Source organism: Bacillus sp. MHSD_36, from assembly GCF_030757775.1.
Taxonomy (GTDB): Bacteria; Bacillota; Bacilli; order Bacillales; family Bacillaceae_G; genus Bacillus_A.
Genome location: NZ_JAVBIS010000003.1, coordinates 644,975 through 669,960, shown reverse-complemented (window position 1 = coordinate 669,960; position 24,986 = coordinate 644,975). Strand labels below are relative to the sequence as shown.

21 protein-coding genes and 1 riboswitch are annotated in these 24,986 nt (G+C 33.9%); of the genes, 4 read left to right on the top strand and 17 right to left on the bottom strand.

The window, feature by feature from the left end:
- Window positions 1-300 precede the first annotated feature (300 nt).
- The 11 genes from Q9B79_RS16630 to Q9B79_RS16580 form a co-directional block, all read right to left on the bottom strand.
- Window positions 301-696 (bottom strand): cytidine deaminase, encoded by a 396-nt coding sequence (locus tag Q9B79_RS16630; RefSeq protein WP_306185975.1) that lies wholly within the window; start codon window positions 694-696, stop codon window positions 301-303.
- A 33-nt stretch (window positions 697-729) separates the two neighbouring features.
- Window positions 730-2,031 (bottom strand): pyrimidine-nucleoside phosphorylase, encoded by a 1,302-nt coding sequence (locus Q9B79_RS16625; RefSeq protein WP_001983022.1) that lies wholly within the window; start codon window positions 2,029-2,031, stop codon window positions 730-732.
- A 36-nt stretch (window positions 2,032-2,067) separates the two neighbouring features.
- A complete protein-coding gene (locus Q9B79_RS16620; RefSeq protein ID WP_000876170.1) occupies window positions 2,068-3,249 on the bottom strand; it encodes a NupC/NupG family nucleoside CNT transporter in 1,182 nt (393 codons plus the stop codon).
- A gap of 101 nt (window positions 3,250-3,350) precedes the next feature.
- Window positions 3,351-4,022: a deoxyribose-phosphate aldolase gene (gene deoC / locus Q9B79_RS16615; protein WP_001017446.1), complete on the bottom strand. Its 672-nt coding sequence runs from the start codon at window positions 4,020-4,022 to the stop codon at window positions 3,351-3,353.
- 305 nt (window positions 4,023-4,327) lie between these two features.
- A complete protein-coding gene (locus tag Q9B79_RS16610) occupies window positions 4,328-5,275 on the bottom strand; it encodes a DNA-binding transcriptional repressor DeoR (protein ID WP_306185971.1) in 948 nt (315 codons plus the stop codon).
- A gap of 653 nt (window positions 5,276-5,928) precedes the next feature.
- On the bottom strand, window positions 5,929-6,072 hold the full coding sequence (locus Q9B79_RS16605) for a Phr family secreted Rap phosphatase inhibitor (RefSeq protein WP_306185969.1): 144 nt from the start codon (window positions 6,070-6,072) through the stop codon (window positions 5,929-5,931).
- The gene (locus Q9B79_RS16600; protein WP_306185966.1) at window positions 6,069-7,163 is read right to left on the bottom strand and encodes a response regulator aspartate phosphatase; all 1,095 of its coding nucleotides are present in this window, start codon (window positions 7,161-7,163) and stop codon (window positions 6,069-6,071) included. The genes Q9B79_RS16605 and Q9B79_RS16600 overlap by 4 nt, the downstream gene beginning before the upstream one ends.
- A 298-nt stretch (window positions 7,164-7,461) precedes the next feature.
- The gene (gene nheC / locus Q9B79_RS16595) at window positions 7,462-8,541 is read right to left on the bottom strand and encodes a non-hemolytic enterotoxin NHE subunit C (RefSeq protein ID WP_306185964.1); all 1,080 of its coding nucleotides are present in this window, start codon (window positions 8,539-8,541) and stop codon (window positions 7,462-7,464) included.
- A 107-nt stretch (window positions 8,542-8,648) separates the two neighbouring features.
- Window positions 8,649-9,857 (bottom strand): non-hemolytic enterotoxin NHE subunit B, encoded by a 1,209-nt coding sequence (nheB, locus tag Q9B79_RS16590; RefSeq protein WP_306185962.1) that lies wholly within the window; start codon window positions 9,855-9,857, stop codon window positions 8,649-8,651.
- A 31-nt stretch (window positions 9,858-9,888) separates the two neighbouring features.
- Window positions 9,889-11,049, bottom strand: a complete 1,161-nt coding sequence (nheA, locus tag Q9B79_RS16585; protein WP_306185960.1) for a non-hemolytic enterotoxin NHE subunit A — start codon at window positions 11,047-11,049, stop codon at window positions 9,889-9,891.
- A gap of 593 nt (window positions 11,050-11,642) precedes the next feature.
- Complete coding sequence (locus Q9B79_RS16580; protein WP_306185958.1) at window positions 11,643-13,469, bottom strand: APC family permease; 1,827 nt, start codon at window positions 13,467-13,469, stop codon at window positions 11,643-11,645.
- A 144-nt stretch (window positions 13,470-13,613) separates the two neighbouring features.
- A riboswitch (cyclic di-AMP (ydaO/yuaA leader) is annotated at window positions 13,614-13,760 on the bottom strand.
- 138 nt (window positions 13,761-13,898) lie between these two features.
- On the opposite strand from Q9B79_RS16580, the gene Q9B79_RS16575 reads away from it, so the two are divergent.
- Window positions 13,899-14,027, top strand: a complete 129-nt coding sequence (locus Q9B79_RS16575; protein ID WP_257143545.1) for a hypothetical protein — start codon at window positions 13,899-13,901, stop codon at window positions 14,025-14,027.
- Window positions 14,028-14,081: 54 nt separating this feature from the next.
- Here the strand turns inward: Q9B79_RS16575 and panE are convergent, their stop codons facing one another.
- The gene (gene panE, locus Q9B79_RS16570) at window positions 14,082-15,026 is read right to left on the bottom strand and encodes a 2-dehydropantoate 2-reductase (protein ID WP_306185955.1); all 945 of its coding nucleotides are present in this window, start codon (window positions 15,024-15,026) and stop codon (window positions 14,082-14,084) included.
- A 175-nt stretch (window positions 15,027-15,201) separates the two neighbouring features.
- Here panE and Q9B79_RS16565 point away from each other — a divergent pair, with 175 nt between their 5' ends.
- Window positions 15,202-16,677, top strand: coding sequence for a hypothetical protein (locus Q9B79_RS16565; RefSeq protein WP_306185954.1), 1,476 nt, complete (start codon window positions 15,202-15,204; stop codon window positions 16,675-16,677).
- A 139-nt stretch (window positions 16,678-16,816) separates the two neighbouring features.
- On the opposite strand, the gene trhO is transcribed toward Q9B79_RS16565, so the two are convergent.
- On the bottom strand, window positions 16,817-17,776 hold the full coding sequence (gene trhO, locus Q9B79_RS16560; protein ID WP_000246213.1) for an oxygen-dependent tRNA uridine(34) hydroxylase TrhO: 960 nt from the start codon (window positions 17,774-17,776) through the stop codon (window positions 16,817-16,819).
- A 631-nt stretch (window positions 17,777-18,407) separates the two neighbouring features.
- On the opposite strand from trhO, the gene Q9B79_RS16555 reads away from it, so the two are divergent.
- Window positions 18,408-19,703: an Nramp family divalent metal transporter gene (locus Q9B79_RS16555; RefSeq protein WP_306185951.1), complete on the top strand. Its 1,296-nt coding sequence runs from the start codon at window positions 18,408-18,410 to the stop codon at window positions 19,701-19,703.
- Here Q9B79_RS16555 and Q9B79_RS16550 read toward each other — a convergent pair.
- The 3 genes from Q9B79_RS16550 to Q9B79_RS16540 all read right to left on the bottom strand — a co-directional run bounded on the left by Q9B79_RS16550 (window position 19,660) and on the right by Q9B79_RS16540 (window position 22,439).
- The gene (locus tag Q9B79_RS16550; protein WP_306185949.1) at window positions 19,660-20,601 is read right to left on the bottom strand and encodes a M23 family metallopeptidase; all 942 of its coding nucleotides are present in this window, start codon (window positions 20,599-20,601) and stop codon (window positions 19,660-19,662) included. The two genes, Q9B79_RS16555 and Q9B79_RS16550, sit on opposite strands and share 44 nt — an antisense overlap.
- An 82-nt stretch (window positions 20,602-20,683) precedes the next feature.
- Complete coding sequence (locus Q9B79_RS16545) at window positions 20,684-21,751, bottom strand: sensor histidine kinase (protein ID WP_306185947.1); 1,068 nt, start codon at window positions 21,749-21,751, stop codon at window positions 20,684-20,686.
- On the bottom strand, window positions 21,741-22,439 hold the full coding sequence (locus tag Q9B79_RS16540; RefSeq protein WP_306185945.1) for a response regulator transcription factor: 699 nt from the start codon (window positions 22,437-22,439) through the stop codon (window positions 21,741-21,743). Before Q9B79_RS16540 ends, Q9B79_RS16545 begins: the two co-directional genes overlap by 11 nt.
- A 142-nt stretch (window positions 22,440-22,581) precedes the next feature.
- Here Q9B79_RS16540 and Q9B79_RS16535 point away from each other — a divergent pair, with 142 nt between their 5' ends.
- Entirely contained in the window at window positions 22,582-23,112 is a 531-nt protein-coding gene (locus Q9B79_RS16535) for a GNAT family N-acetyltransferase (RefSeq protein WP_306185943.1), read from the top strand.
- Window positions 23,113-23,161: 49 nt separating this feature from the next.
- On the opposite strand, the gene Q9B79_RS16530 is transcribed toward Q9B79_RS16535, so the two are convergent.
- Entirely contained in the window at window positions 23,162-24,790 is a 1,629-nt protein-coding gene (locus Q9B79_RS16530; protein ID WP_306185941.1) for a peptide ABC transporter substrate-binding protein, read from the bottom strand.
- Window positions 24,791-24,986: the final 196 nt, after the last annotated feature.

The window sequence follows — 24,986 nt, the reverse complement described above, 5'->3', positions numbered from 1 at the left end:
AAAAGCATAAAGTGAACTATTCGGACGTTTACGGGCAGTTGATCTCCCACCTAACTTCTTTGCTCCAGCCGAATTTTGAGATGGGAGTTTTACTGCCCGTTAATGTCGGATAAACCAATAAGTAACTACATGCCGCATTATAGAATTTCTTCATTATATTCCTCCTGCTGTAAACTTTCCATATTCGCTGCAATCATTTTACGGAAAGTTTATGAACGGAATATGAACAAAATATTACATTCAACTTTCGAAAATAAAAAAACCATTCCACAATTCATATTTGTGGAATGGTTTTTTAACTTATTTTAAATCTTCTACCGAGAAAGCACCTGGAAGTAATTGCTCAACAGTCACTTCTTTTTCATCGCCTTTTACATTAGTTAGTAAAACTGGCATTTTCGGTTCACAGAATTCAGCAATCACTTGTCTACAAGCACCACATGGTGAAATCGGTCCATCCGTTTCGCCTGTAATAACTAAGTAGCTAAAGTCGCGCTCACCTTCTGATACTGCTTTAAAGATCGCTGTTCTTTCTGCGCAGTTACATAAACCGTAAGAAGCATTTTCTATATTACAACCAGTATAGATTTTACCTTCTTTCGTAACTAACGCTGCACCAACAGGAAATTTCGAATACGGAATATATGCTTTTGCTAACATCTTATTTGCTTCTTCAATATATTTTTTCTTATCCATATTACTTCCTCCTCAAAGTAAGTGTAATTATGATTAGTCAGTAATCACTGTATGAACTAATTTAGGAGCCACTGCTGTTTCAGCGATAGAAATGTTCTCATAGATTTTCGCTTTTACATCTTCTACATTTTCACGGTTTGCGTAGATTGTTACGAATGGCTCGCCTTCTTTTACTGCATCGCCAACTTTTTTACGTAACATTAATCCTACTGCTAAATCGATTTCATCCTCTTTTGTCGCACGGCCAGCACCAAGTAACATAGCTGCGATACCGATTTCATCTGCAACGATGTTAGAAATAACACCTGAAGTTTTTGCAGGTACATCAATTACATACTTCGCCTGTGGCATTTTTTCTGGATTGTCTACAATTGAGCTATCTCCGCCTTGATTGCTTAAGAACTCTTTAAACTTCTCAGTTGCTTTTCCATTTTTCATCACTTCAATTAGCATTTCACGCGCTTCTTCTAATGTATTTGCTTTTTTCGCAAGTACGACCATTTGACTTCCTAATACAAGTACTAATTCTGTTAAATCTTCTGGACCTTCACCTTTTAATGTATCAATTGCTTCTTTCACTTCTAGTGCGTTACCAATCGCAAATCCAAGCGGTTGTGACATGTCTGAAATAACAGCCATAGTTTGACGTCCTACATTATTTCCGATACGTACCATCGCATGTGCTAATTCTTTTGCATCTTCTTCTGTTTTCATAAATGCGCCAGCACCTGTTTTTACATCAAGTACGATTGCATCTGCACCAGCTGCAATTTTTTTACTCATAATTGAACTTGCGATTAAAGGAATTGAGTTTACCGTTCCTGTTACATCGCGTAATGCATAAATCTTTTTATCTGCAGGTGTTAAGTTTCCTGTTTGTCCAATAACAGCTACTTTGTCACGGTTTACAATATCAATGAACTGCTCTTTCGTAATTTCAACGTGGAATCCTTCTACCGCTTCCAATTTATCAATTGTTCCGCCTGTATGTCCTAAACCACGACCAGACATTTTTGCTACTGGTACATCTAAGGCAGCTACTAATGGTCCTAATACTAATGTTGTTGTATCACCAACACCACCAGTTGAATGTTTGTCTACTTTAATTCCTTCAATTGCTGATAAATCGATTGTTTCTCCAGATTCAACCATTGCCATCGTTAAATCTGCACGTTCGCGATCTGTCATATCTTTAAAGAAAATTGCCATTGCAAGTGCACTCACTTGATAATCAGGAATACTTCCGTCTGTATATCCATTAATAAAGAATTTGATTTCTTCAGTCGTTAATTCTTTGCCATCACGTTTTTTCGCAATAATATCTACCATTCTCATTACAATCACCATTCCTTTTTATATGATATGAATCTATTAAAATAATAAGCCAACGATTGTTGCTGATAAGAAACTTACTAATGTTGCACCGAAAAGTAATTTCAGACCGAATCTTGCGACTACATTCCCTTGTTTTTCATTTAAGCTCTTAACTGCCCCTGCAATAATTCCAATTGAAGAGAAGTTTGCAAATGAAACTAAGAATACAGATATAATCGCTGTCGTTCTATCTGAGAAATTAAAGTTTCCTTGTGCTAAATCTGTCATAGCGACAAATTCATTTGATACTAATTTTGTTGCCATAATATTTCCAGCATTAACTGCTTCATGCCAAGGTACACCCATAATAAATGCAAATGGTGCAAATACATAACCAAGTATTTCTTGGAACGAGATACCAATTACACCTTTAAATACTGCATTAATGAATGCGATAAGAGCAACGAAACCGACTAACATAGCTGCTACTGTGATTGCAACTTTAAATCCGTCTATAATGTATTCACCTAATACTTCAAAGAAAGTCTTTTTCTCTTCTTCTTGCACTTCTAACATATCTTCTTCTTCAGTAACTTCATACGGGTTAATGATAGAAGCGATAATAAAACCACCGAATAAGTTAAGCACTAAAGCAGTTACAACATATTGCGGTTTTAATAACACCATATACGATCCAACGATAGACATTGAAACGGTAGACATTGCAGAAGCACATAATGTATACATTCTTTTCTCTGGCAATAATCCTAATTGTTTCTTAACTGAAATAAACACTTCAGATTGTCCTAAAATCGCAGAAGCAACTGCATTATATGATTCTAGTTTCCCCATTCCATTTACTTTACTTAATGCTAGACCGATAGATTTCACAATAATAGGTAATACTTTAATGTGTTGCAAAATACCTATTAAAGCTGAAATAAATACGATTGGCATTAATACACTTAAAAAGAACGAAAACTCTTTTTGATTTACTAATCCACCAAATACGAAATTTACACCATCAGCGGCATATTTTAATAACTCTCCAAAACCATCTGCTATTCCGCTAATTAATATATTCCCTACACTTGTATTTAATAATAAAAACCCCAAAATGAATTGTAATATAACCATCGTTATGATTGGGCGATATTTGACTTTTTTTCTATCATTACTAGCAAGCCAAGCGATACCTAAAATCAATACGAGGCCGAAAATACCAATTAAGTATTTCATAAGCCGTCTCCTCCCATTCGTATCCGCTTACATTTTTTTAATTGTTAAAGCAATAGATACACTTTACTTTGTGTATCTATTGCTTTTGACTTCATTAATGATTAGTAGTTATCTGTAGCACCTTTTGCATCATTTAATACGATTGCAACACTAGCACTTGCTCCAACGCGAGAAGCTCCAGCAGCTACCATTTTTTCTGCATCTTCACGTGTACGAACACCACCAGATGCTTTTACACCAACGTTTGGTCCTACTGTTTTACGCATTAATGCGATATCTTCAGCAGTTGCTCCGCCAGTTGAGAATCCAGTTGAAGTTTTTACGAAGTCAGCACCAGCTTTTACAGATAATTCACAAGCGCGTACTTTCTCTTCATCTGTTAATAGACAAGTTTCAATGATTACTTTTACAAGAGCTTTTCCTTTTGCTGCTTGTACTACTTCATAAATGTCTTTTTCAACAAGTTCGTTGTCGCCATCTTTTAAAGCGCCTACGTTGATTACCATATCAACTTCAGTTGCACCTTTTGCAATCGCATCTTTTGTTTCAAATGCTTTTGTTTCAGTCGTGCTTGCTCCTAATGGGAAACCGATTACAGTACAAACGTCTACATCATGTCCAGCTAATTCTTCAGCAGCTAGCTTCACCCATGTAGGATTAATACAAACAGAAGCGAATTTATATTCCTTTGCTTCCTCGATTACTTTCATAACATCTTCTTTTGTAGTATTAGCTTTTAAAATTGTATGGTCAATTAACTTTGCAATGTTCATTATCTTCACTCCTCATATCTTTTAACAACTTCATTCTAACTCTTAGTTGAACAAATGTAAATACACTTTTGAAATTTTGTTCATTCTTTTAAAAGTAATTTTCTTGTATTAAATAAAGCGCATTCTAACTAAGAAACGCTTCATATGTAAAATTAAAACTTTTATATTAACAATGGTAGTATGTATCTCAATATCCATAATTATTTTTAAAAAGGCAATTTGTATTCAAAAAACACTCCCATAATTCATACATAACAAAATAAAAGGCTTTCTCAAAATTAATATCTTGAGAAAGCCTTTTATTTCTAATCCTTTTGATAATGTAACAATTCTTTTGCTGTATGCTGATCGATAATTAATACATTTGCATATCCGCCACGTAACGCTCCATCAATTGCTTTTATTTTTCTATTACCACCAGCAACTAAAATAGAACGTTTCTTTAATTTCAGTTCCTCTAACTCAATTCCAATGGTGCGCTTATTAATTTCTTCACTACTAATATTTCCGTCCCCATCAAAGAATCGTGAACAAATGTCACCGACCGATTGTTTTTTGAGTAAACTTGTTTCATCCTTATCAAAATAACCTAATCGGAATAATAGCGCTTCATCTCGCACTGTTCCTACAGTGAAAATTGCAATATTCGCTTGTTTCCCCATTTCGATAATGTGATGAATATGTCGATCCTGCTCTACTAATTCTTTTGTCACTGCGTTATCAAATATAACTGGAAGGGGTAGATTTCTTGGCGTTGTTTGAAAAGCATCAGCAAATAAAGCGATTGTTTCATTCGCATATGTATTTACACTAGAATGACTAATACCACCTTTTAACTGAACAACTTCTACACCTTTTACATGTTGTGGTACGATTTTCCTAGCGATTTCATACATCGTCATTCCCCAGCTTACACCAACGATATCACCAGTTTTAACCGTTTTTTCCATATACTCCGCTGCATATTTACTAATATACTCTGTAATCGTTGCATATTCTGGCACTGGTGAAAATACGACATGTGCCTCTAACAAGTTGTACTTTTCTTTCAGTAAATTTCCAACGTTATCTAAATCAGCAAATGGATCGGCTATACTAATTTGAACAAATCCTTTTTCTTTAGCGTACTTTAATAATCTTGAGATTGTCGGTCTTGAAATATTTAATTTGTTAGCAATTTCTTGCTGACTATAATCTGATTGATAATATAATCTTGCAACTTCAACGCTTAATTGTTGTTTATCTTTATCCATAGTAACTCATTACATATCCTTTCCTGTATTTCCTTTTCGTTACAAGCATTATACAGCTTTATGCAAAAAAATTCGACTACCGAATTTTATCTAACGGAGCTTCTACTACACTTATCATATAAATCGAAAACTTATTTTGTAGATTTACAAACTCAATATAGATACGCTTGAAACATATAAATCCATTATCATTTAATTCACGCATTTTCTGCAATAACGATAACAGGCCCGTTCAAAAACGTACGGTAGAATCAAGTTATTTAACATAGAAAAGTTTTATATGAGGCCCAGGATATCAAAGACTGCTTTTCTCATACTTATGGAATTTCCATTCGCTTTTTCTGTAAGGGTTAGTAAAGAGACCATTTTTTGTCCCTTTTTCATGCTTTTTTCTCAATTCCATACGTAATATGCATTAAATCTTCAATTTGAAGTAAAAAATTAAAACAAGATTTACCTGTTTTAGTGGAATTTAATTTTTGTTAGACAGCTAAGAAAAGATGAGCTGATTTTTTGTTATGAGAGCGTCTTAAAATTTTCGCTTGATGAACAATGGGGTATTACCACATATTAAAAAGCCCATTTCTTTTTAGGAAATAGGCTTTTCTTAGGAATTATAATTATCGTTTATTAAAAGGGGAATGAACCTTTTACTAGATTCCTCCACCTGGTTCAGTCATATGTTGTACAACAGGTGCTTTTTCTGATGTATTTTGATGAATTTCAGGGTTATTTAATCCAATAGATAATACAGTGACAGTTACTACACTTATGACAAAAACCTTAATCTTTTTCATCTTAAATACCCCTTTTCCTTTATTGAAATTTTAGCTTCATAACTCATACGATAATACTCTGAAGCCTTATCCTTCATTCCTACATTATAACACTCATTAGCTAAAAGTTCAGAATAATTTTGAATTTCTTTTGAAATATTTTGTTCCTTAAAATAAGCTATAGCTTCTAAAACAACAAACTCTAATTTTTCAATAGAAACCTTATTAACTAAAGCACTCAAGATATTATAACGGTGGTGGTATTCTTCCGTACAATCTTTTAACCCTTCATCAATAAAGATTTTTGCCTTTTCATAATTCCCTAATTTATAGTGAACTTTCGCTAAGGTATGTATACCTTTTTTCTGGTACGGTAATCGAGGAGAACTAAATTTTTCATATACATCTTCTAAATACCTTAGAGAGATTTCCCACAATTTTTGATTCGAATAGAAAACAGCTAAATTATAACGAACTGTTAGGGCTGCTTTCAATTCCTTTTCATCCTCTAATATACTTAAGGCAGATATTAGATATTCTTCCGCCATATCATGCTGATCAAGTGTAATAAGGGACATTCCTATTGTATTTTTACACGCTCCAACCTTCGCATAAAACGAATGTAATTCTTTATCTTTTTCGAAGTATTCTAGGGCATTCGATGTATGTTTCACCGCTAAAGTGGGTTGTGATAAATAATAATGGTACAAGCCTACTCTATATTGAAACTCTGCATTTTCTAACTCATCATTAAGGACTGGTAGTAATTGTTCTGCAAACCTCAAATGATGTTCTGCTTTTGGATACTGCCCCATTTCTGTTGTATAGATGAATTTAAAAAAGTGATAATAATATTGCAATCTTGAATCAGGTTGCTCCTGAAGATGTGAAAGACTTCCTAGATCATGTTCAAAGTTACCGATTAACATTTGGAAACGACAATTAAATAAGGTGTAATAATCTAAAAGATCGTCATGCTCTTTCATACTATTAAATTTTTCATCTATAACTTGTTTCAAGGCAATCGTTTTTTCTGTATGCTGCGAAACCATTTCAAGATACCATTCTTGTAATAATGCATATCCTGTATGTGTGAAATCTCTTATTTCCATCGCCCGTCACCCTCTCTTTAGATATTACCTGTATATTATTTAAATATTAACACAATTATTTTGAATGCATGCAATTTTGAGGTTGAGAAATATTTTAGGATCAAACTATATATTTCGCACTTAAAATACACATGGCTAATATCCAATTGTACTTATTTGAAAGGGTTATATAAATTTCTATTAAGACCTATTTTTTATAAATAGAACTTACGACCAATCATACCAAGAAAAGTGAATACCTTGAGATAAGAAGGTTGGTACCCTCGGCAAAAAATAAACAGCGGAACTAGTCCACTGTTTACTTCGCCACACCTTCATGTAATTTTTCTGTATAATCTTTTACATCTTTCCAGCTATCTTTCGCTGTATGTAAATCTTCTTTTATGAAGGCAAATTCTTCAGGGCTGATTCCTTTTACGTTTTGTAGTAAATTATTATATTTTGCCCCTACTGTATACCATTGATTTGATATATTTTGCAGTGCTGTAATTGCTGCATCAATCGTTTCAGTCATGTTTGTTGTTTTATTTTTTACATCTGTCAATATTGCGACTTCTGCTTGTGCACCAGAAATTCTATCCTTTAAATTGGCGATCTCTCGTTCTGCATTTGCGATATCTTTTTTCGCAACAGCAATCATCGGTCCGCCAGCAAGACATGTTATTAACGCTACGCAAAGTACGCCACCAGCGATAACCATATCATTACTCTTTTTAATTGAATCATTATATGTATTAATTTGTTGCTCTAGAGCTGGAATACCAGCATTCGTACTTGCCAAAATCGAGGTTAGTTGATTTGTATCCTCTTTAAAGGTATTTGTGTCTTTCGCCATTCTATCGCGAAAGGCTTTTAAATCTCCTAATAATACATCTACCTCATTTTGATTCTTTACAATATCCGCATACAATTTTTCTAAATCCGTTTTTAACTTTACGCTATCTTTTTGATCAATCGCAATTAGCATGCTATTATAATACGCTTGAAAAGTATTATTGTAATTAATAATATTTTGATCCGTTTTCATAAATTGCGGCTTCATGTGATCTAACCAATACGCCGCGTTAATTTTTGCATCTCGTTGGTGCTGAATCATATTTCCTTTAAACTCACTATTAATCGAACTTATTTTACTCAAATCAGTCTCTTGTTGATTTTGAATTAATTTTGCATATGAATCCATTGCAAATATACTTGATGTCGTTTGCGCCATCACATCTTGGAATCCAGCTGGCCCTAACGAATAATTTTTCGCACTTTCTTGCAATGTTTTTACGTTTTGTTCTGCTGCAACAGGATGTAAAGGAAATGCATTACTCGTTGCCACCCCAGCAATCATTAACGTTAAAAGACATTTTTTATAAAATCGTTTCTGCATATTTTTCACCTATTCTCTATATAAGGATATCAAAAGCTCCTGCTCACAACTGAACAGGAGCTTCAAACCTTTCATCAATACGTAACGCTCTAGCGATTCGTATTTGATTAAGCTTTTTTCGTATCTACCACTTTAATATCTTCCGCATAAATCTTTTCTGCATAGTCTTTAATGTTTTTCCAGCTATCTTTCGCAATGTTTAAATCTTCTTTAATGAAAACAAGGTCATTCGGGCTAATTGAATCTACATTTTGAAGTAAAGAATTGTATTTTGATCCCATTGTGTACCATTGGTTTGAAATGTTTTGCAACGCTGTAATTGCAGTATCAATTGTATTTGTTAAATACTCAGTTTGTGTTTTAATGTTCGTTAACCCAGCTACTTCTAATTGAGCAGTTGTAACTTGTCCTGTTATTTTTTGAATTTCAGCTTGTGCATTATCAAGCTCTTTCTTCGCTAATACGATACCAGCTGTACCACCGCCTACAGCTGCTGCACCACCTGCAATTAATGCGACTCCTAGCGGCGTTCCTGCACCTGTAGCAATAACTACTGCACCACCAATAATGGCAATTGGCCCTAAAGCTGTCGCAACTGATGAACCGATAATAATTGCATTATATTTACTAATTGCTTCATTGTACGTTGTAATTTGATTTTGCAGAAGCGGGATTCCTGCATCTTGACTAGCTAAAATAGATGTAATTTGATTTGCGTCTCCCTTGAAGTTTTGCGTATCGGACGTCATTTTATTTCGGAATTTCTTCAAGTCATCTACTAACTGATCTACTTGCGCTTTATTTTCATTAATACTACTTGATAATCTAGTTAAACCTTTCGTAAGAGTCGCTTTATCTTTTGCATCTACCGCAGCAACTAAAGTATCGTAATAGTTTTGGAATTTCGTATTGTAATTAATGATATTTTGATTCGTTGAAATAAGCTGTGGCTTCAATACATCTAGCCATTGCTTCGCATTTCCCCTAGCTGTATCCTGGTGCTGAATCACTTTCCCTTTTAAAGCCGCATCAACAGACGATACATTTCCAAAGTTAACATTCCCTTGTTTAATAATTGTTAAAGCGTACAGATCCATTACTAAAGCGTTTGAACCTGTTCTTTCCATTGCATCTTTTAGGCCTTCTGGTCCTAATGAGTATTCCTCATAGTCATTATAAGCTTTTGCTACCGCATGAACTGGAGCTTGCTTCACTGTACTTTCAGCTGCATACGTATGGACTGGCATAATGTTTCCTGCTGTAAATACTGCCATAAGTGCTGATAGAGCCATTACTTTATAAGGTTTTTTTGTCATTTTTCTTCTCTCCCTATATCGTTACTTATTTTTAATGTACTTCAACGTTTGTAACGTAATCTTCAAATTGATTTGTTTGCTTATTCATTTCATCACTTACTTTTTTAATTTGATTGAAATGTTTTTGAAGTAAACTACTATCTGTATATGTGCCTTCTTCAACATTCTTTTGAATTTGGATCATATTATTGTTTAGAACTTTCCAATCTGTTAATAACGTTTCTAAAGTTGTAATTTGACGATCGATTAGTTCTGTAAAGCTACTTACTTGATCTTCAACAAATGTAATTTGTGTCGCTTCTGCTTCAGTTTGTGATAACTTTTGAATAAGTGGTAGTAGCTCTTTTTGCTTTTGCTGAATGCGAAGAGCCGCTTCCCTCGTTTGACTATCTGCAGCATTTACAATTTCATTACTTAAAGTACCGATAGAAACAAAATCAATTGTTTTCGTTTGCGAAGTTTGATTTGTAATTGTAAATACTTGTTTACCGATATTAATAGAACCTTTAATAATTTCTTGAGGTCTATTCAAAATAGTAGTTAGTTCAGCTTGAATTTCCCCTTGAATTCTTTTAATATCTTCCCTTAACTTCACAATATCTCCACTTGATCCTTGTAGTGTTTTTATTGCTTCATCAGCTTTAATTGATAAGTTGCTACTATCTTTGTCTAATACCGTTTTAAATCGATTTAACTCTAATAAATCCCGCTCCATACTCTCTTGGATGTTTTGTACTTGCAGTTGTAATTTTCCATATGCATTTGTAAAATCTGCTTTTGCCTGCTCATCTTCATTTACGTTTCCTGCTAGTTCATAAAGCTTACTATAATAGCTATTAAATCTAGTACTATATCTCATCATCTCTTGATTTAAGTCGATTAGCTTCGGATTATATTCATCAATCCACTCTCTTACATTTGCCTTCGCAAACTTTTGATGATTCGTCAAACTACTCATCGCATTCACCTTAATGTCTGGCTGTTGTAAAATAACTAATCCGTATGCTTGTATAAGCGGTGACTGTGATCCTAACATTCTAATTGAATTGGATAATGTATTTGGAGCAATTACATTTTGTGCATATACTGCTTTCACCTCTGTTTGCCCCTCCTTGGCGTAAGCGCTTACAGGAATGAAGCAACTCGTAGATACTGCTGTAACCAATAACCCTGTAATTAAAGTCTTTTTCACTTTAACTCCTCCTATGTATTAGCAACTATTACTATCGCATTTTATTATTCTATTTTCTTGCATATAATTTGAGATGGTTAAAATAGAGAACGTTCTCACCGCGATCCATGTACGAACCATCTCTCCCAACTTTTATTGCTACAGCACTTACTTATTGTTATAAAACATTTCACATGTGCTTAGTATGAATAACATTGCATAAATTTTCTATTCTAGCTCATTTCCAACATTCATACAGTGAATACATTACACAAAAATACTATTCATTTTAGACTAATCCACGTAGGAAAATATGAAATTTCGTTTTGTTTTCATATAAGTTTTGTACTGTAAGGTCATTTAACCACAGCTATTTATATAACGTAAAGAAGTATTTTCATTCCCTTTATTTTCAAGATTTCATGTCTTTATTTCAAAATATAATCCGCTACACTATTTCAATTGAAATATCCATATATCACAACAAAAACCCCTACTTATTCATAAACACAAAAATTATATCAATATATCTTTTGTGCTCATATGCAATTATGCATAGCGTATACACAAAAAGGATAGCTTCACTTTCATGAAGCTATCCTTAAAAAACCTTCTTACTTTTTCAAATGATATGGAACTGTCGTAATAACAACATTTCTTTTATAGAGTAAATACGCACGAATGAGTAAACTAGACTGGTTATGAAGAATGTTATGCCAACCTTTCTTCGGTATGAACTGTGGTATAACGACCGTAACTCGATAATTTGATTCACTCGCTTTATATTGCACTGTATCAATAAACTTTGTTAGCGGCTGAATAATACTTCTATAATGAGAATGTAATGTAACAAGCCTAACTTCCGGTTGCCACTTCTTCCATTTCTCTTCGAATTTCTTCTCCTCTTCTCTGTCAAAAGCAACATATACAGCGATAACTTGATCGGCAGAAAGAGCCTTAGCATAATTCAATGAATTTTCTACTACATGAGTCATACCAGCTACCGGAACGACAATTACATTTCCCTTAATCGGAACAAGTGGCTCACAAGTTTTTAAACTTAGTTGGTCTCCTACCGCATCATAATGCTTCTTAATTCGGTGGAACAAGAAGATAATAACAGGTAAGAAAATAAGAATCGACCATACTTGTGCAAATTTAGTTAAAAAGAACATACTCATTACGATAAAACTAATAACTGCACCAATCAAATTAATCGATAATCGTAAAATCCATCCTTCAGGTTTTTCACGAAGCCATTTTAATACCATACCAGTTTGAGAAAGGGTAAACGGAATAAATACACCTACTGCATATAACGGAATTAAATGTTCTGTTTGCCCTTGGAAAGCTACAATTAAAATAATCGAAGCAATTCCCAGTATAATAATACCGTTTGAGTAACCTAGGCGATCTCCTCTAATCGTAAACATTCTCGGTATGAATTTGTCTTTTGCAAGGTTAACTGCTAATAACGGAAATGCAGAATAACCTGTGTTAGCAGCAAGAATTAATATTAAAGCAGTTGTACCTTGTATGAAATAGTACATAAAATTACGTCCAAAAGTTTGTTCAGCAATTTGTGAAACAACTGTTACTTCTTTACTTGGAGTAATTCCGTAATAATAAGCTAAGAAAACAATTCCTGAAAATAAAACTGCAAGTAATGCACCCATTGCAAGCAATGTTCTCGCCGCATTGTTTGGTGCGGGATCTTTAAAGTTTGGAATTGCGTTTGAAATTGCTTCAACACCTGTTAAAGCAGAACTACCTGATGCAAATGCTCGTAACAGTAAGAACAAACTAATTCCCGCAACTGGTGTTCCAATCGGCGTGTGTAAGGCCTGCGACACGTGACCAGTTAAAATATTATAAATCCCTACCCCAATTAATATGAATAGTGCTAAAACGAATAAATAAACTGGATATGCTAAAACGGAAGCTGATTCCGTTACACCTCTTAAATTTAATATCGTAATCAATATAACAAATATAACTGCAATAATTACTTTATGTGCATGTAAGCTCGGAAAAGCAGACGTAATCGCATCTGTACCTGCAGATACACTTACTGCAACAGTTAAAATATAATCGACTAATAAAGATCCTCCAGCTATTAGCCCTGGATTCATTCCTAAATTTTCTTTTGATACAACATACGCGCCTCCGCCATGCGGATAAGCGAAAATAATTTGACGATAAGATAAAATAAGGGCTGTCAATAACACTAATACCCCAACAGCTATCGGAATGGAATACCAATAAGCAATCGCTCCAACACCTGCTAAAGCAATTAAAATTTGCTCTGGTCCGTATGCAACCGATGACAATGCGTCAGAAGATAAAATAGCTAACGCCTTCGTTTTATTAAGCTTTTGCTCTCCTAGCTCAGTTGATTTTAACGGTCTTCCAATTAAAAATCTTTTAATAGATGAAACCACTGCTGTCCACTCTCCAATAATTTTGTACGAACGATGCTGCTTGTTACAGCCAGCAAACTATTTCTTCAGAAAACAAAAAATGTCTACAAGCCATAGCGAAATAGACTTGTAGACATTATTTTTTTTGTCGCACAAGCTCCACCTTCCTTCTCAATATAACGCTTACGAGGTTAGCTGTCGGATTCGGGCCTATGAGTAGCCCTACCTTTTTCAAGGATTCACCCCACTGGATTAAGAATTAATCCATAAGAACGGGTCCCCCGTACCATGCGGTTTCAGCGATTTAGAAAATTGAAACTGTGGATTATAATACTCCTTTATTTTCAAAATGTAAACAAAAATTTTGAAAAAGAAAAAATTAAAATGATTGCGGATAATTCGCTGATAAATATACATAATGAATACTAAAAATTGATAAAGGAGACTCACATGTCTAAAGAAAAGAAGCCTATTTTTTCCGATTCCTATTTAGATGCATTAGCAAATGAAATTAATCAATTATACGGTAAACGTGAACAGGAAATAAATTTGACAGATAGAATGAAAAGAAATAAATAAGTTGTCATAAAAAAGAAAGCAATATACTTATATATTGCTTTCTTTTTTATTTTTTCATACATCCAATTCTATTGCTGATCCGTTAAAGGTCATTTCTTCATACACCTTTAAATTTTGATATACCACACCCAATAACGGTGCTTCTATAGAAAATTGTTTTGCTACATTTAGTAAGTATCCTTGTAAGTGCTCGCCTTCAATGAACGAACCTTTTTCCATATCACGCTGCATCGATGACTTCATATTATACGAAATTTTATCAATTGTTTTCATATGTTCTTGGGCAATATTATCTTTAATTGGCGCTCCTATATATCTCATAATTTGCACACATTCTTCAAATAAGTTTTGGATAAAATCGCGTCCACCTTCGCTTTCACGAATCGGTCCTATCGGTGCCCGCATTAATGTCGTCACACCCGACATTACAGTAATAAATAAATATTTATGCCACATATCTTGCATAATGTTTTCACTTAAAACAAAACTAGATTTCGTACCTGTAAATGCTTTAGCAATATGCTTTATTCTCTCTGAACCTTGAAGCTGTATTTCGCCAAACACAAGTCTGTTGGCAGCACTCGTTTGTACAATTTCCCCTTGATCATTTAACGTCGTCTCGATAAAGCATAAACCGCCAATCACTTTCTCTTCACCAAATTCTTTTTGTAATAGTGATACATGAGCGATACCATTTAATAATGGAATGATGACAGTATTCTCACCTACAAACGGCTTCAAATCTTGGATTGCATCGTTTAAGTGATACGCTTTTGTTGAAAATAAAATGACATCAAATGAAGAGGGTTGATCTTCTTTCGTTATTAATTTCGGTTGGAAAGAAAAATCCCCGTTAACACTTCGGATTACAAGTCCTCCTTCCTCCAATTGTTTTTTTCGTTTACTACGAACAAGAAACGTAACATCTTCTCTCTTTTCTACTAAACGACCTCCAAAAAAGCCTCCGACGCCACCCGCTCCTAATACTAAAATACGCATACAACATCCCCCTTTTCAAAATACAATTTTATAACATTCAGTATACATAACATTATACATGTCCCCTGCTAAATAAGCTGAATTTTCATACTTAATCGAGTGTAAAACAGTGGTTATTTTCAAATAAATTTGGGCATGTTGTTTTTATAGCATATATGGAAAGGAAACAATGTAAATGGAGGCAATACAAACAATCGAGGAAAAGGATGTAACAACAGCTATATTTCAATTTATATTCCCGTTTTCTTTTAAAACTGGATATGAACAAAATATGTTCCCCTTCTTACAGAAAAATGACTTTCGCCCTTTTCGACTCGATCATCTTGAAAATGAAAGTACATACTACGGAAAGTTTCAAGTTTCACATCAGAATATGGAAGCTTATTATCTTTCATTTACAAATAAAATACTCTTTCCTCACTCAGAACATCAAAAAGGATTGCAGCGCTATTCTAAAGACCTTAACTTAACTGGACATTTAACAACAAGTCTTATTTCCGTTCCATTTAAGATTCATTCTATTGACGTAACACTTTGTCCTTATGAGCTTGGCTTCTTAACCATTCGGACGGAAGTAGAAACCGCTCCAAACATGACATTATCAGAAGCAATTGAATTCGCCGCCCGCTTCCGTGTACTTGAAACTAAAAATGATACAAACGAGACTATTTGTATTGAATGTAATGGAAAAAAATATTCACAAGTAGAGAAGCTTATATTCGGCGATTTATTTCATGGTGTAACCGACTTCTTTGAAAAAAAGAGATTGCGGAGCTCTTACTTTCAAACATTCCCATTCTTTGAAGATCAACGAATGTATGTACAAACTTTATTATCTATAAACAAAGAGTCGAACCTTCATGTAGTTGATGTATACCGAGCTTCCAGTCTTTCCGGATTAACAGACGATGGTAAGCCCTATATTAGTGCAAATAATGTTCCTTATATTCAAGATTATTTAGCAAAACATTCTTATCAAAGATGGGCCCCTAATCGCTACTTTATTATGGAAGAACACATTTTTACATGTATAACAAATGAAGGTGAGCAAGCAATCGCTAAACTTGCGAGTCAAATGTATGGGGAGTTTTATTACGCTTTGTTATTAAATCTATTTCATAAAGTGGTTTTATTAAAAATGGCAAACGCTTATGCCGAGTTAAATATTGAACAAGATACTAATGAAATAGAGCAATTAATTTATTCAATCAATTCGTTTACAGCAAATTACTTTTCTTTAGAGTTAGTATCTCAATCACAGAGTGAAGATATTTTCTTTCGATTAAGAAAGCTTTTTAACATTGAAGTACTATACTCGAATGCAAAACAAAATCTTGATAGTTTGTTTAAATATCAAGAAAATGTCGCTTCAAAAAAAGATAGCCTTTTACTATTAATTTTAACGCTCTACTCTGTAGTAGGCCAAATGTTAGGTTTTACTATGATTGATTTGTTAAGAAACACCGATTCAAACAAAATATCGTCGCCACTTGAATTTTTCGCGCTTTTAATAGCGATTAGCGGCATCGTCATTTCACTTATTTTAGGTGCACAAAGTTTATACCAATGGGGCTTACAACATAAACGAAGAAAAGCATGGGTAAAACAAACTGTACTTTCTGCTGTGAAAGAGAAAGATGATAAGAAGTAAAGAAGGTTATTCTCAAATTTAAAATACATGGTACACGTTTTAGTAAACGAAATTTTTATCGGCAATATATCGACTTACCGAAAAAAGTTAACAAAAAAAGTACTCCAAAATAAAATGTGGAGTACTTTTTTATAAAAACTTACTTTCCCGCTTCGATTTTTTCTAATGCAGCAGCTACTTGTTCTTCTGTTAATTCATGTTGTATTACGTAGCGGTTACGAGGGCTTACACGACATTCATGAGAACATGCACGTAAATATTTCGCTTCGTTTTCTTCAGAACATAAAATTTTCTTGTTACATTCTGGATTTGAACAGTTTACATAGCGCTCACAAGGTTCACCTGTAAAGTGGTCTTTACCAACGATAACATGTTCTTTTTGGTTTACTGGTACAGCGATACGCTCATCAAACACGTAGCATTGTCCATCCCAAAGCTCACCTTGTACTTCTGGATCTTTTCCGTACGTTACAATACCGCCGTGAAGCTGACTTACATCTTCGTAACCTTCACGAACTAACCAACCAGAAAACTTCTCACAACGAATTCCGCCTGTACAATACGTTAAAATCTTTTTGCCTTCAAGTACTTCTTTATTTTCGCGAATCCAATCTGGTAATTCACGGAATGATTCGATATCCGGTTTAATCGCACCTTTGAAATGACCTAAATCAAATTCATAATCATTTCGTGCATCAATAATAACTGTATCTTCTTGTTTCATTGCTTCATAAAAATCTTTTGGCTCTAAATACTTACCAGTGATTTCGTGTGGGTTAATGTCATCTTCTAGACGAAGTGTAACTAATTCTGGACGAGGACGCACGTGCATTTTCTTGAATGCATGACCATCAGCTTCATCTATTTTAAATACGATACCATCAAAACGTGGATCGTTGTTCATAGCTTCCATGTATTTCTCTGTTTGTTCTACAGTACCAGAACAAGTTCCGTTAATACCTTCTTTTGCTACAAGAATTCTACCTTTTAATTCAAGTGAATTACAAAATGCTAGATGCTCTGCCGCGAATTCTTCTGGGTTTTCAATTGTTGTGTACATGTAATATAGTAATACTCTATATGGTTTTGTAGTTGCCAATGTATTTCTACCACCTATCTAATTTTTAAAATCATGTATAAGTTAACGTTCATATCAAAACATATATAATAAGAAAATGAATCCCATTTTCTTCTCTTTATACTATTTTCTATCAGTTAACAAAAATAAAAAACAAGATTACACACCATAACACTATGGTTATGTTGCAATCCCAATATATTATATATCATACAAATGCAATTCCATCAATTAATATGCTGTATTATCCGCTTTATGTTCACATAAATTTCAAAAATAGCCCTTTAATTCATTATGTTTCCCCACGTCTTCACACCATAAACTCCCAATTTTTTTTATAACGTCACACCATTCATTGTATAAAGGCATATAATTTGCACTAAGGAAACATTTATGTTCAAATAAAGTGAAACTTTAATCAGTGGGGGTTTTCTTCATCCCCCACTGATTATTAGCCCTCACCAATCGGACTTTTATGGGCAGCCCGCCCCCCACCTAACTTCTTTGCTTTCCCTGAATTTTGAGGTCGGGGTCTTACTGCCCATTAAAGCGGGATAAAAATATCATCTAATACATTTAAATGTATTGAAATAAGCAGCAAGAATACTTACAATAATTTCATCATGTTAACATTTTAAAGGGGAAAACGACTATGAATAAAGATATATCAAAAGAGGAACAAGTCCCTTCTCAAAGTACAACTGTTCAATCAGCACACTTAGCTTTAAGTGGTGAAACAAAAGGCTGGAAAAGACTGTTGCCGTTTTTAGGACCCGCTTTTATCGCATCCGTAGCTTATATTGACCCTGGTAACTTTGCCACAAATATCGCAGCTGGTTCACAATATGGATATTTACTATTATGGGTTATATTCGCGTCTAACTTAATGGCCGTATTAATTCAAACTTTATCAGCAAAGTTAGGAATTGCTACAGGAAATAATTTACCTGAAATAGCTCGCGAACACTTTCCAAAGCCTGTGTCTATCGGCTTATGGATACAAGGTGAACTGGTTATTATGGCTACAGATTTAGCTGAATTTATCGGCGCAGCACTCGGATTGTATTTATTATTTGGAATTCCTATGTTGCCAGCTGCTTTAATTACAGCAGTCGGATCATTTATTATTCTTGAGTTTCAACGCAGAGGGTTTCGCCCACTAGAAGCTATTATTACAGGGATGATTTTTATTGTAGTAATAGCATTTGGGATTCAAGTTTTTTATGCAAAACCAGAATTAAGTCCTCTACTTTCAGGATTATTTATTCCGAAATTCCAAGGTGTAGACAGTATATTACTTGCAGCAGGGATATTAGGTGCAACAGTTATGCCACATGCAATCTATTTACATTCTGCATTGACACAACGCCGCGTGGTCGGAACAACTGACGAACAAAAGAAAAAGATTTTCCGTTTCGAATTTATCGATATTATTATCGCAATGATTATCGCCGGAGCAATTAATGCAAGTATGTTAATTGTTGCTGCTGCACTATTCTTTAAAAACGGCTTACATGTCGAAGATCTCGATGTTGCTTTTAACCAGTTCAGTACGTTAGTCGGCCCTGTATCAGCTGCTTTATTTGGAATTGGACTCTTATCAGCAGGACTATCTAGCTCTTCTGTCGGTACAATGTCAGGTGATATTATTATGCAAGGTTTTATTCGAATGCATATTCCGTTATATTTACGCCGCTTTATTACAATGATTCCGCCATTAGTTATTATCGCTTTAGGTGTAAATCCAACTTACGCTCTAGTCATGAGCCAAGTCGTCTTATCATTCGGTATTGCTTTTGCATTAGTACCACTTATTATGTTTACAAGCAGTAAAAAAATTATGGGTGCACTTGTTAATCACCGCATAACAACTTTTATCGCTTGGATTATTGCTGCACTTGTTATCATTTTAAATATTTTCTTACTGTATCAAACATTTGTAGGGTAATGAGAAAAGGTATTCCAATAGAACTGGAATACCTTTTTTCATTACCTCTTATGTATGTACCTTTTTCCGGCATTATCACACCTTTCTCAGTTCGAAAGTAAAGTGGTAATCCTTCCGAAAGAAATATGCTTACCTTGGATGGATTCTGCCTTTGATGATGAATATGTAAATGCGGCTCACTTGAACTTCCTGAGTTACCGACCTGAGCAAGAAATTCTCCTTCATTTACATGTTGTCCTTCTTTAACTTTAATTGATCCTTGCTTTAAATGGGCAAGAATTAAATATGTCTCTGATTCATCTAGTCGTAAATAAATATGATTACCCGCCATTGATTGAAAATCATCCTCTCCCGGAACTACATCTTTTTCGTCATTATTGATGGATACAACTGTTCCAGAAGCTGGTGCCATTACTTTCGCTCCATATATTCCATAATCTCCTAACTTACGACTTTTCACTTCAGCAGGCGGAATGAGAATATCATATGCCCACCTTTCATTTGGTTTTATGACGTGATAGTTTGTTTCTAACCGATCACCGCCCCAACCTATTAATGCTCGTTCATTCAAAGGAAAACGAACGACTGCTTTAGGACTCATAGATTGTACATCTGCTGGGTAAGCAAGTCCCCCTATGTTAGCAAACCACCCTAAGGGCCAAGCTCCAATTATAGAGAAAAGAACGATGAAGAGTAGCTCTCTATCTATTCGCTGTCTGAAAATGCCTTTCCACACAAATAGTAATGTTACCCCTATCAAAATAAAGAATGATACTATGCTAAAGGCTTGTATACTCCACCAAAAAATGACTGATATAACACCTTTAGCTAAATAAACTACACTCCAACTTATAATTAAAAACGCAACTAAAATTACTAATGCATACTTCTTCCACATATTGTATCCTCACTCTCATATCTTTGTTCTACATGATACGAAGTGAAAATTACGACATATAAAAGAAATACTTACGACTTTCTTACAATTCTTTATAATGCGGTAAAACGATGATGAAAACAGTTTCTTTCTCGTTACTGCGCACAGTGATATCCCCTTTATGAAGCTCTGCTATACTTCTCGCAATTGCAAGTCCCATTCCTTTGCCACCCGTATGAGAGCTACGTGATTTTTCACCACGATAAAACTTCTCAAAAACGTAAGGAAGATCCTCATTCGGAATGCATTGTCCAAAATTTTTAATTTCTATTTCAACATTCATGTCTCTTTTAGAAACTTGAATTAAAATCTGTTTTCCGTCTTTCCCGTACATAATACTATTACTAATTACATTTTCGAACAGCCTCACCATAAGCGCCACATCCATTTCCACATGTAACTCGTTATCAGCTTTAATACGAAAGCTCATATCAGCATCATCTAGTTGTGGCACAAAATCAATCATGATTTGTTCAGTGAACGCTTTCATATTTACTACACTTTTATGTAATTCAATCTCCCTATAATTTATTTGACAATAATCTAATAAATCATCTACTTGATTTTTTAATTCATAACTTTTTCGCTTTAATATACTTACATACTGTTCACATTCTTCACTATTTGTATGAAGCTGATTTCCTAACAGGTCCGCGTAACCGATTAGAGATGTTACAGGTGTTCGTAAGTCATGAGAAATATTACTAATCATTTCAGTTTTCATTTCCTGCGATTTTTTTTCATTTTCGATAGACTCTTTTAAACTTTTAGCCATTCTATTAACATTCGCTGCTAATTCACCAATCTCGTCATTTTTTGAAATAGGTATATGTATTTCCAAATTACCACTACTTATTTCCTTCACACTCTTGTTAATTTCAGATAACCTTTTCATCATTGTTTTTGTCATGAATGCAAAGTATATTGTAGTAATAATTAAAAAAGCTATTACATATAAAAGTGAATATTTTTCTTCTAACGCAGTAACATGACTATATATATTTCCAATTACAATTTGAAACGCTATTATACTTACAGTTGCTAATAAGATGCTACATATGAATGCGATAAAAAACTTAGCTCTAATGCCCTGTAATGATTTAATCTTCAATTTTATATCCGACTCCCCAAACATTTTGAATAAACTTCGGTTCTTTTGGATTCTCTTCAATTTTATTTCTCAATCTCGCAATATGAACCATTACTGTATTATTACTTTCATAGGCTCTTTCTTTCCAAACGCTTTCATATATTTCTTCAATAGTAAACACACGATTCTTCGCAGCCGCCATTAAGTACAAAATATCATATTCAGTTTTCGTAAGATTGATTGTTTCTCCATATAGCATTACTGTTCTCGACACTTCATCTATTTCTAAACCTCTAATGTTTATTTTCTTTTCTATTACTTGGACAGCATTTTGATTGAAATATGTATACCTTCTTAATTGAGCTTTCACTCTCGCTATAAATTCAATTGTACTAAACGGCTTCACAATATAATCATCTGCCCCAGTACTAAATCCAATTACTTTATCTACATCCGATGATTTTGCGCTTAAAAACATAATTGGTAAACTATGTTTCTCTCTAATCCTTCTGCACAATTCTATCCCATCCATTTGTGGCATCATAATATCCAAAATAGCAAGTTGAATACTGTTATTATTTATGATTTTTAAAGCCTCTTCTCCGTTATGAGCACTTAAAACTTTAAAACCTTCTTGCATTAAATTCGCATTAACAAATCGAACAATATCTTGATCATCATCTACAATTAAAATTGAGTTTTTCTCCATATACAAACCTCCTTTTGAAATATATTCCACAATCAATTTTATCATAAATGAAAACCATACTTCCCTCTTGAATAATCTTTATTTTCAGACTAGATTATATAATAACAACACATTCTAGTTTCAAAAGAAATGGAGTGAAAGTATGTTTCCTATATTGAAAACTGAACGACTCATTTTACGAGAACTTACCGAAGAAGATGCACTGAGTATACTACAATGCTTCTCTAATACTGACGTACTGCGCTATTATGGCCAAAAACCATTACAAGATATTGATCAAGTGAAACAAGTCATTCATAACTTTAAACTGAGTTACAATGCAAGAAGCGGTATAAAGTGGGGAATTGAATTAAAAAACAAGAAAGAACTCATTGGTACCATCGGTTTTCACGATTGGTCTTCTGAACATAAACGGGCCAATTTAAGTTATGCCTTTCTCCCTGAACACTGGGGAAAAGGATATGCGACTGAAGCTGTTTCTGAAGTTATATCATACGGTTTCCACACACTTCATTTAAAACGGATCGGAGCAATTGTCTTTCTTGAAAATGAAGCTTCCAATAAGGTGCTATTAAAATTAGGATTTGAAAAAGAAGGTGTTCTAAAAAATTATATGTATCAAGATGATATCCCTTATGACACGAATTTTTATTCTTTATTGAAATCAGTTTAATAGAATGTATGCGTAAAAAACCTTACTTTTAAAAAGTAAGGTTTTTTATTTACTCATTAGCAATATAAGCATTCTTATAAGAATAAATACCACCAAATTGATGCTTTTCAATTCCTTTTACATAACCCTTTTGTACGTAAGCTGAGCCCATTTGATAAAGCGGTGCGACCGCAGCATCCCCTAATAGAATACGCTCGGCCTCTTGCAATGCTTCCCATCTTTTCTTCTGATCTAATACTAGGTCGCTTTTCGCTTTCTTTATTAATTCATCGTAGTGACGGTTAGAATAATTCATTTTATTATTTTGATTATCCGTTGTAAAGAGTTCTAAATAACTAATTGGGTCTTTATAATCCGGCCCCCAATTTCCCATAGATATATCGTAATCTCCTATTTGTTCTAACTGTAGTTTTTGCTTAAATGGTTGTTGTTTAATTTGGATCGCGAGTCCTTGTAAATGTTTTTCTAAGTCACCTTTTATATATTCTGCCATACGTTTTGCATTATCTTGTTCAAATGTTAAAAACTCGAGATTTACTTGTTCTACTCCAAGCTCTTTTTTCGCTTCTTCCCAAATCTTTTTCGCATTTTGCAAATCATATGGAAAAAGATCTCCATTTTCTTTTCTAAAATCTTTACCAGTCTCTTCATTTACATGACCAGCTGGTACAAGTCCACTTGCAGGTTTTGCTCCGTTATTAATAAAATGAGCAACGAAATCCTCTTTATTTAACGCGAATGAAATAGCCTGACGCACTTTCTTATTTGCTAACGCACTATTTTTTTCATTAAAACGTAGCATAGCAATTGCAGGTTCGCTCGACATATGTAACTCCTTATTCCCTTTATACTTGTCTACAAATTGAGAATTAATAGGCACCCGGTCCAAATTACCAGCTTCGTATAAATTAACAGCGGTCATTGTATCCTTTACAATTTGAAAGTTTATCCCGTCTAATTTCACTTTCTTTTCATCCCAATATGTAGCATTTTTCTTTAATTGAAACTCTTGTTCATGCTTCCATTTCTCTAATACAAATGGCCCATTATATATGAGATTACTAGGTTCCAATGCATAATTCTTTCCTTGTTCTTTCAAAAATGATTCATGCTGTGGTAAGTAAATAGGTAGCGCTAACAACTGTAAAAAATACGGGATTGGCTGTTCAAGTTCCACTTCCAATTTATAATCATTTATAACTTTAACCCCAAGTTCAGCAAGAGGCACTGTTCCCTTATTTATCTCTTTTGCATTTTTCACGTAAAAAAGCATATATGCATATTGAGACGCTGTCTCAGGATTAATTGCACGTTTCCATGCAAACAGAAAATCATTTGCTGTCACACTGTCTCCATTTGACCATTTTGCATCTTTACGCAAATCAAATGTATATTTTTTACCATCTTCACTTCTTTTAAACGATTTTGCTACCGCTGGAATAGGCTGATCTTGATCATCTAATACATACAAACCTTCAAATATGTTTTGCATAACGTGTGCTGATGTACCATCCATCGTCTTCGCAGTATCAAGAGAAGGAATTTCTTCTGATACTGTTACATTTAACACTTGTTTTTTTGCCTCTGTATCACTTTTATTTTCCTTATTATTACAAGCTGTTAATAATAAAGATGTAACAAGTGCCATTACCATTAAATGGCTCTTTTTTCGCTTCATGAGTTGTTCTCCTTAAATATAAAATATTATAAAGCGTAATATATTATAGCAGAAATAATAACAGAAAGATGCGACATTCTTTTGAATATTTATTCGTTCAAGTAAAAAGAGGTTGTCCCAAAAGGTCGTTAAAAGCGAACTTTTGGAGACAACTTCTTTTTTTACCTTTATATAGATAAAAACTCCAATCATAAGT

Bases quoted from the DNA above. Each gene is read 5' to 3' on its own strand.
- nheB (WP_306185962.1), bottom strand. From the start codon at position 9,857: ATGACAAAAAAACCTTATAAAGTAATGGCTCTATCAGCACTTATGGCA.
- nheC (WP_306185964.1), bottom strand. From the start codon at position 8,541: ATGCAGAAACGATTTTATAAAAAATGTCTTTTAACGTTAATGATTGCT.
- Q9B79_RS16535 (WP_306185943.1), top strand. From the start codon at position 22,582: ATGTTTCCTATATTGAAAACTGAACGACTCATTTTACGAGAACTTACC.
- Q9B79_RS16555 (WP_306185951.1), top strand. From the start codon at position 18,408: ATGAATAAAGATATATCAAAAGAGGAACAAGTCCCTTCTCAAAGTACA.
- Q9B79_RS16550 (WP_306185949.1), bottom strand. From the start codon at position 20,601: ATGTGGAAGAAGTATGCATTAGTAATTTTAGTTGCGTTTTTAATTATA.
- Q9B79_RS16605 (WP_306185969.1), bottom strand. From the start codon at position 6,072: ATGAAAAAGATTAAGGTTTTTGTCATAAGTGTAGTAACTGTCACTGTA.
- Q9B79_RS16540 (WP_306185945.1), bottom strand. From the start codon at position 22,439: ATGGAGAAAAACTCAATTTTAATTGTAGATGATGATCAAGATATTGTT.
- Q9B79_RS16610 (WP_306185971.1), bottom strand. From the start codon at position 5,275: ATGGATAAAGATAAACAACAATTAAGCGTTGAAGTTGCAAGATTATAT.
- Q9B79_RS16600 (WP_306185966.1), bottom strand. From the start codon at position 7,163: ATGGAAATAAGAGATTTCACACATACAGGATATGCATTATTACAAGAA.
- Q9B79_RS16530 (WP_306185941.1), bottom strand. From the start codon at position 24,790: ATGAAGCGAAAAAAGAGCCATTTAATGGTAATGGCACTTGTTACATCT.
- Q9B79_RS16620 (WP_000876170.1), bottom strand. From the start codon at position 3,249: ATGAAATACTTAATTGGTATTTTCGGCCTCGTATTGATTTTAGGTATC.
- deoC (WP_001017446.1), bottom strand. From the start codon at position 4,022: ATGAACATTGCAAAGTTAATTGACCATACAATTTTAAAAGCTAATACT.
- panE (WP_306185955.1), bottom strand. From the start codon at position 15,026: ATGCGTATTTTAGTATTAGGAGCGGGTGGCGTCGGAGGCTTTTTTGGA.
- Q9B79_RS16625 (WP_001983022.1), bottom strand. From the start codon at position 2,031: ATGAGAATGGTAGATATTATTGCGAAAAAACGTGATGGCAAAGAATTA.
- Q9B79_RS16565 (WP_306185954.1), top strand. From the start codon at position 15,202: ATGGAGGCAATACAAACAATCGAGGAAAAGGATGTAACAACAGCTATA.
- Q9B79_RS16630 (WP_306185975.1), bottom strand. From the start codon at position 696: ATGGATAAGAAAAAATATATTGAAGAAGCAAATAAGATGTTAGCAAAA.
- Q9B79_RS16575 (WP_257143545.1), top strand. From the start codon at position 13,899: ATGTCTAAAGAAAAGAAGCCTATTTTTTCCGATTCCTATTTAGATGCA.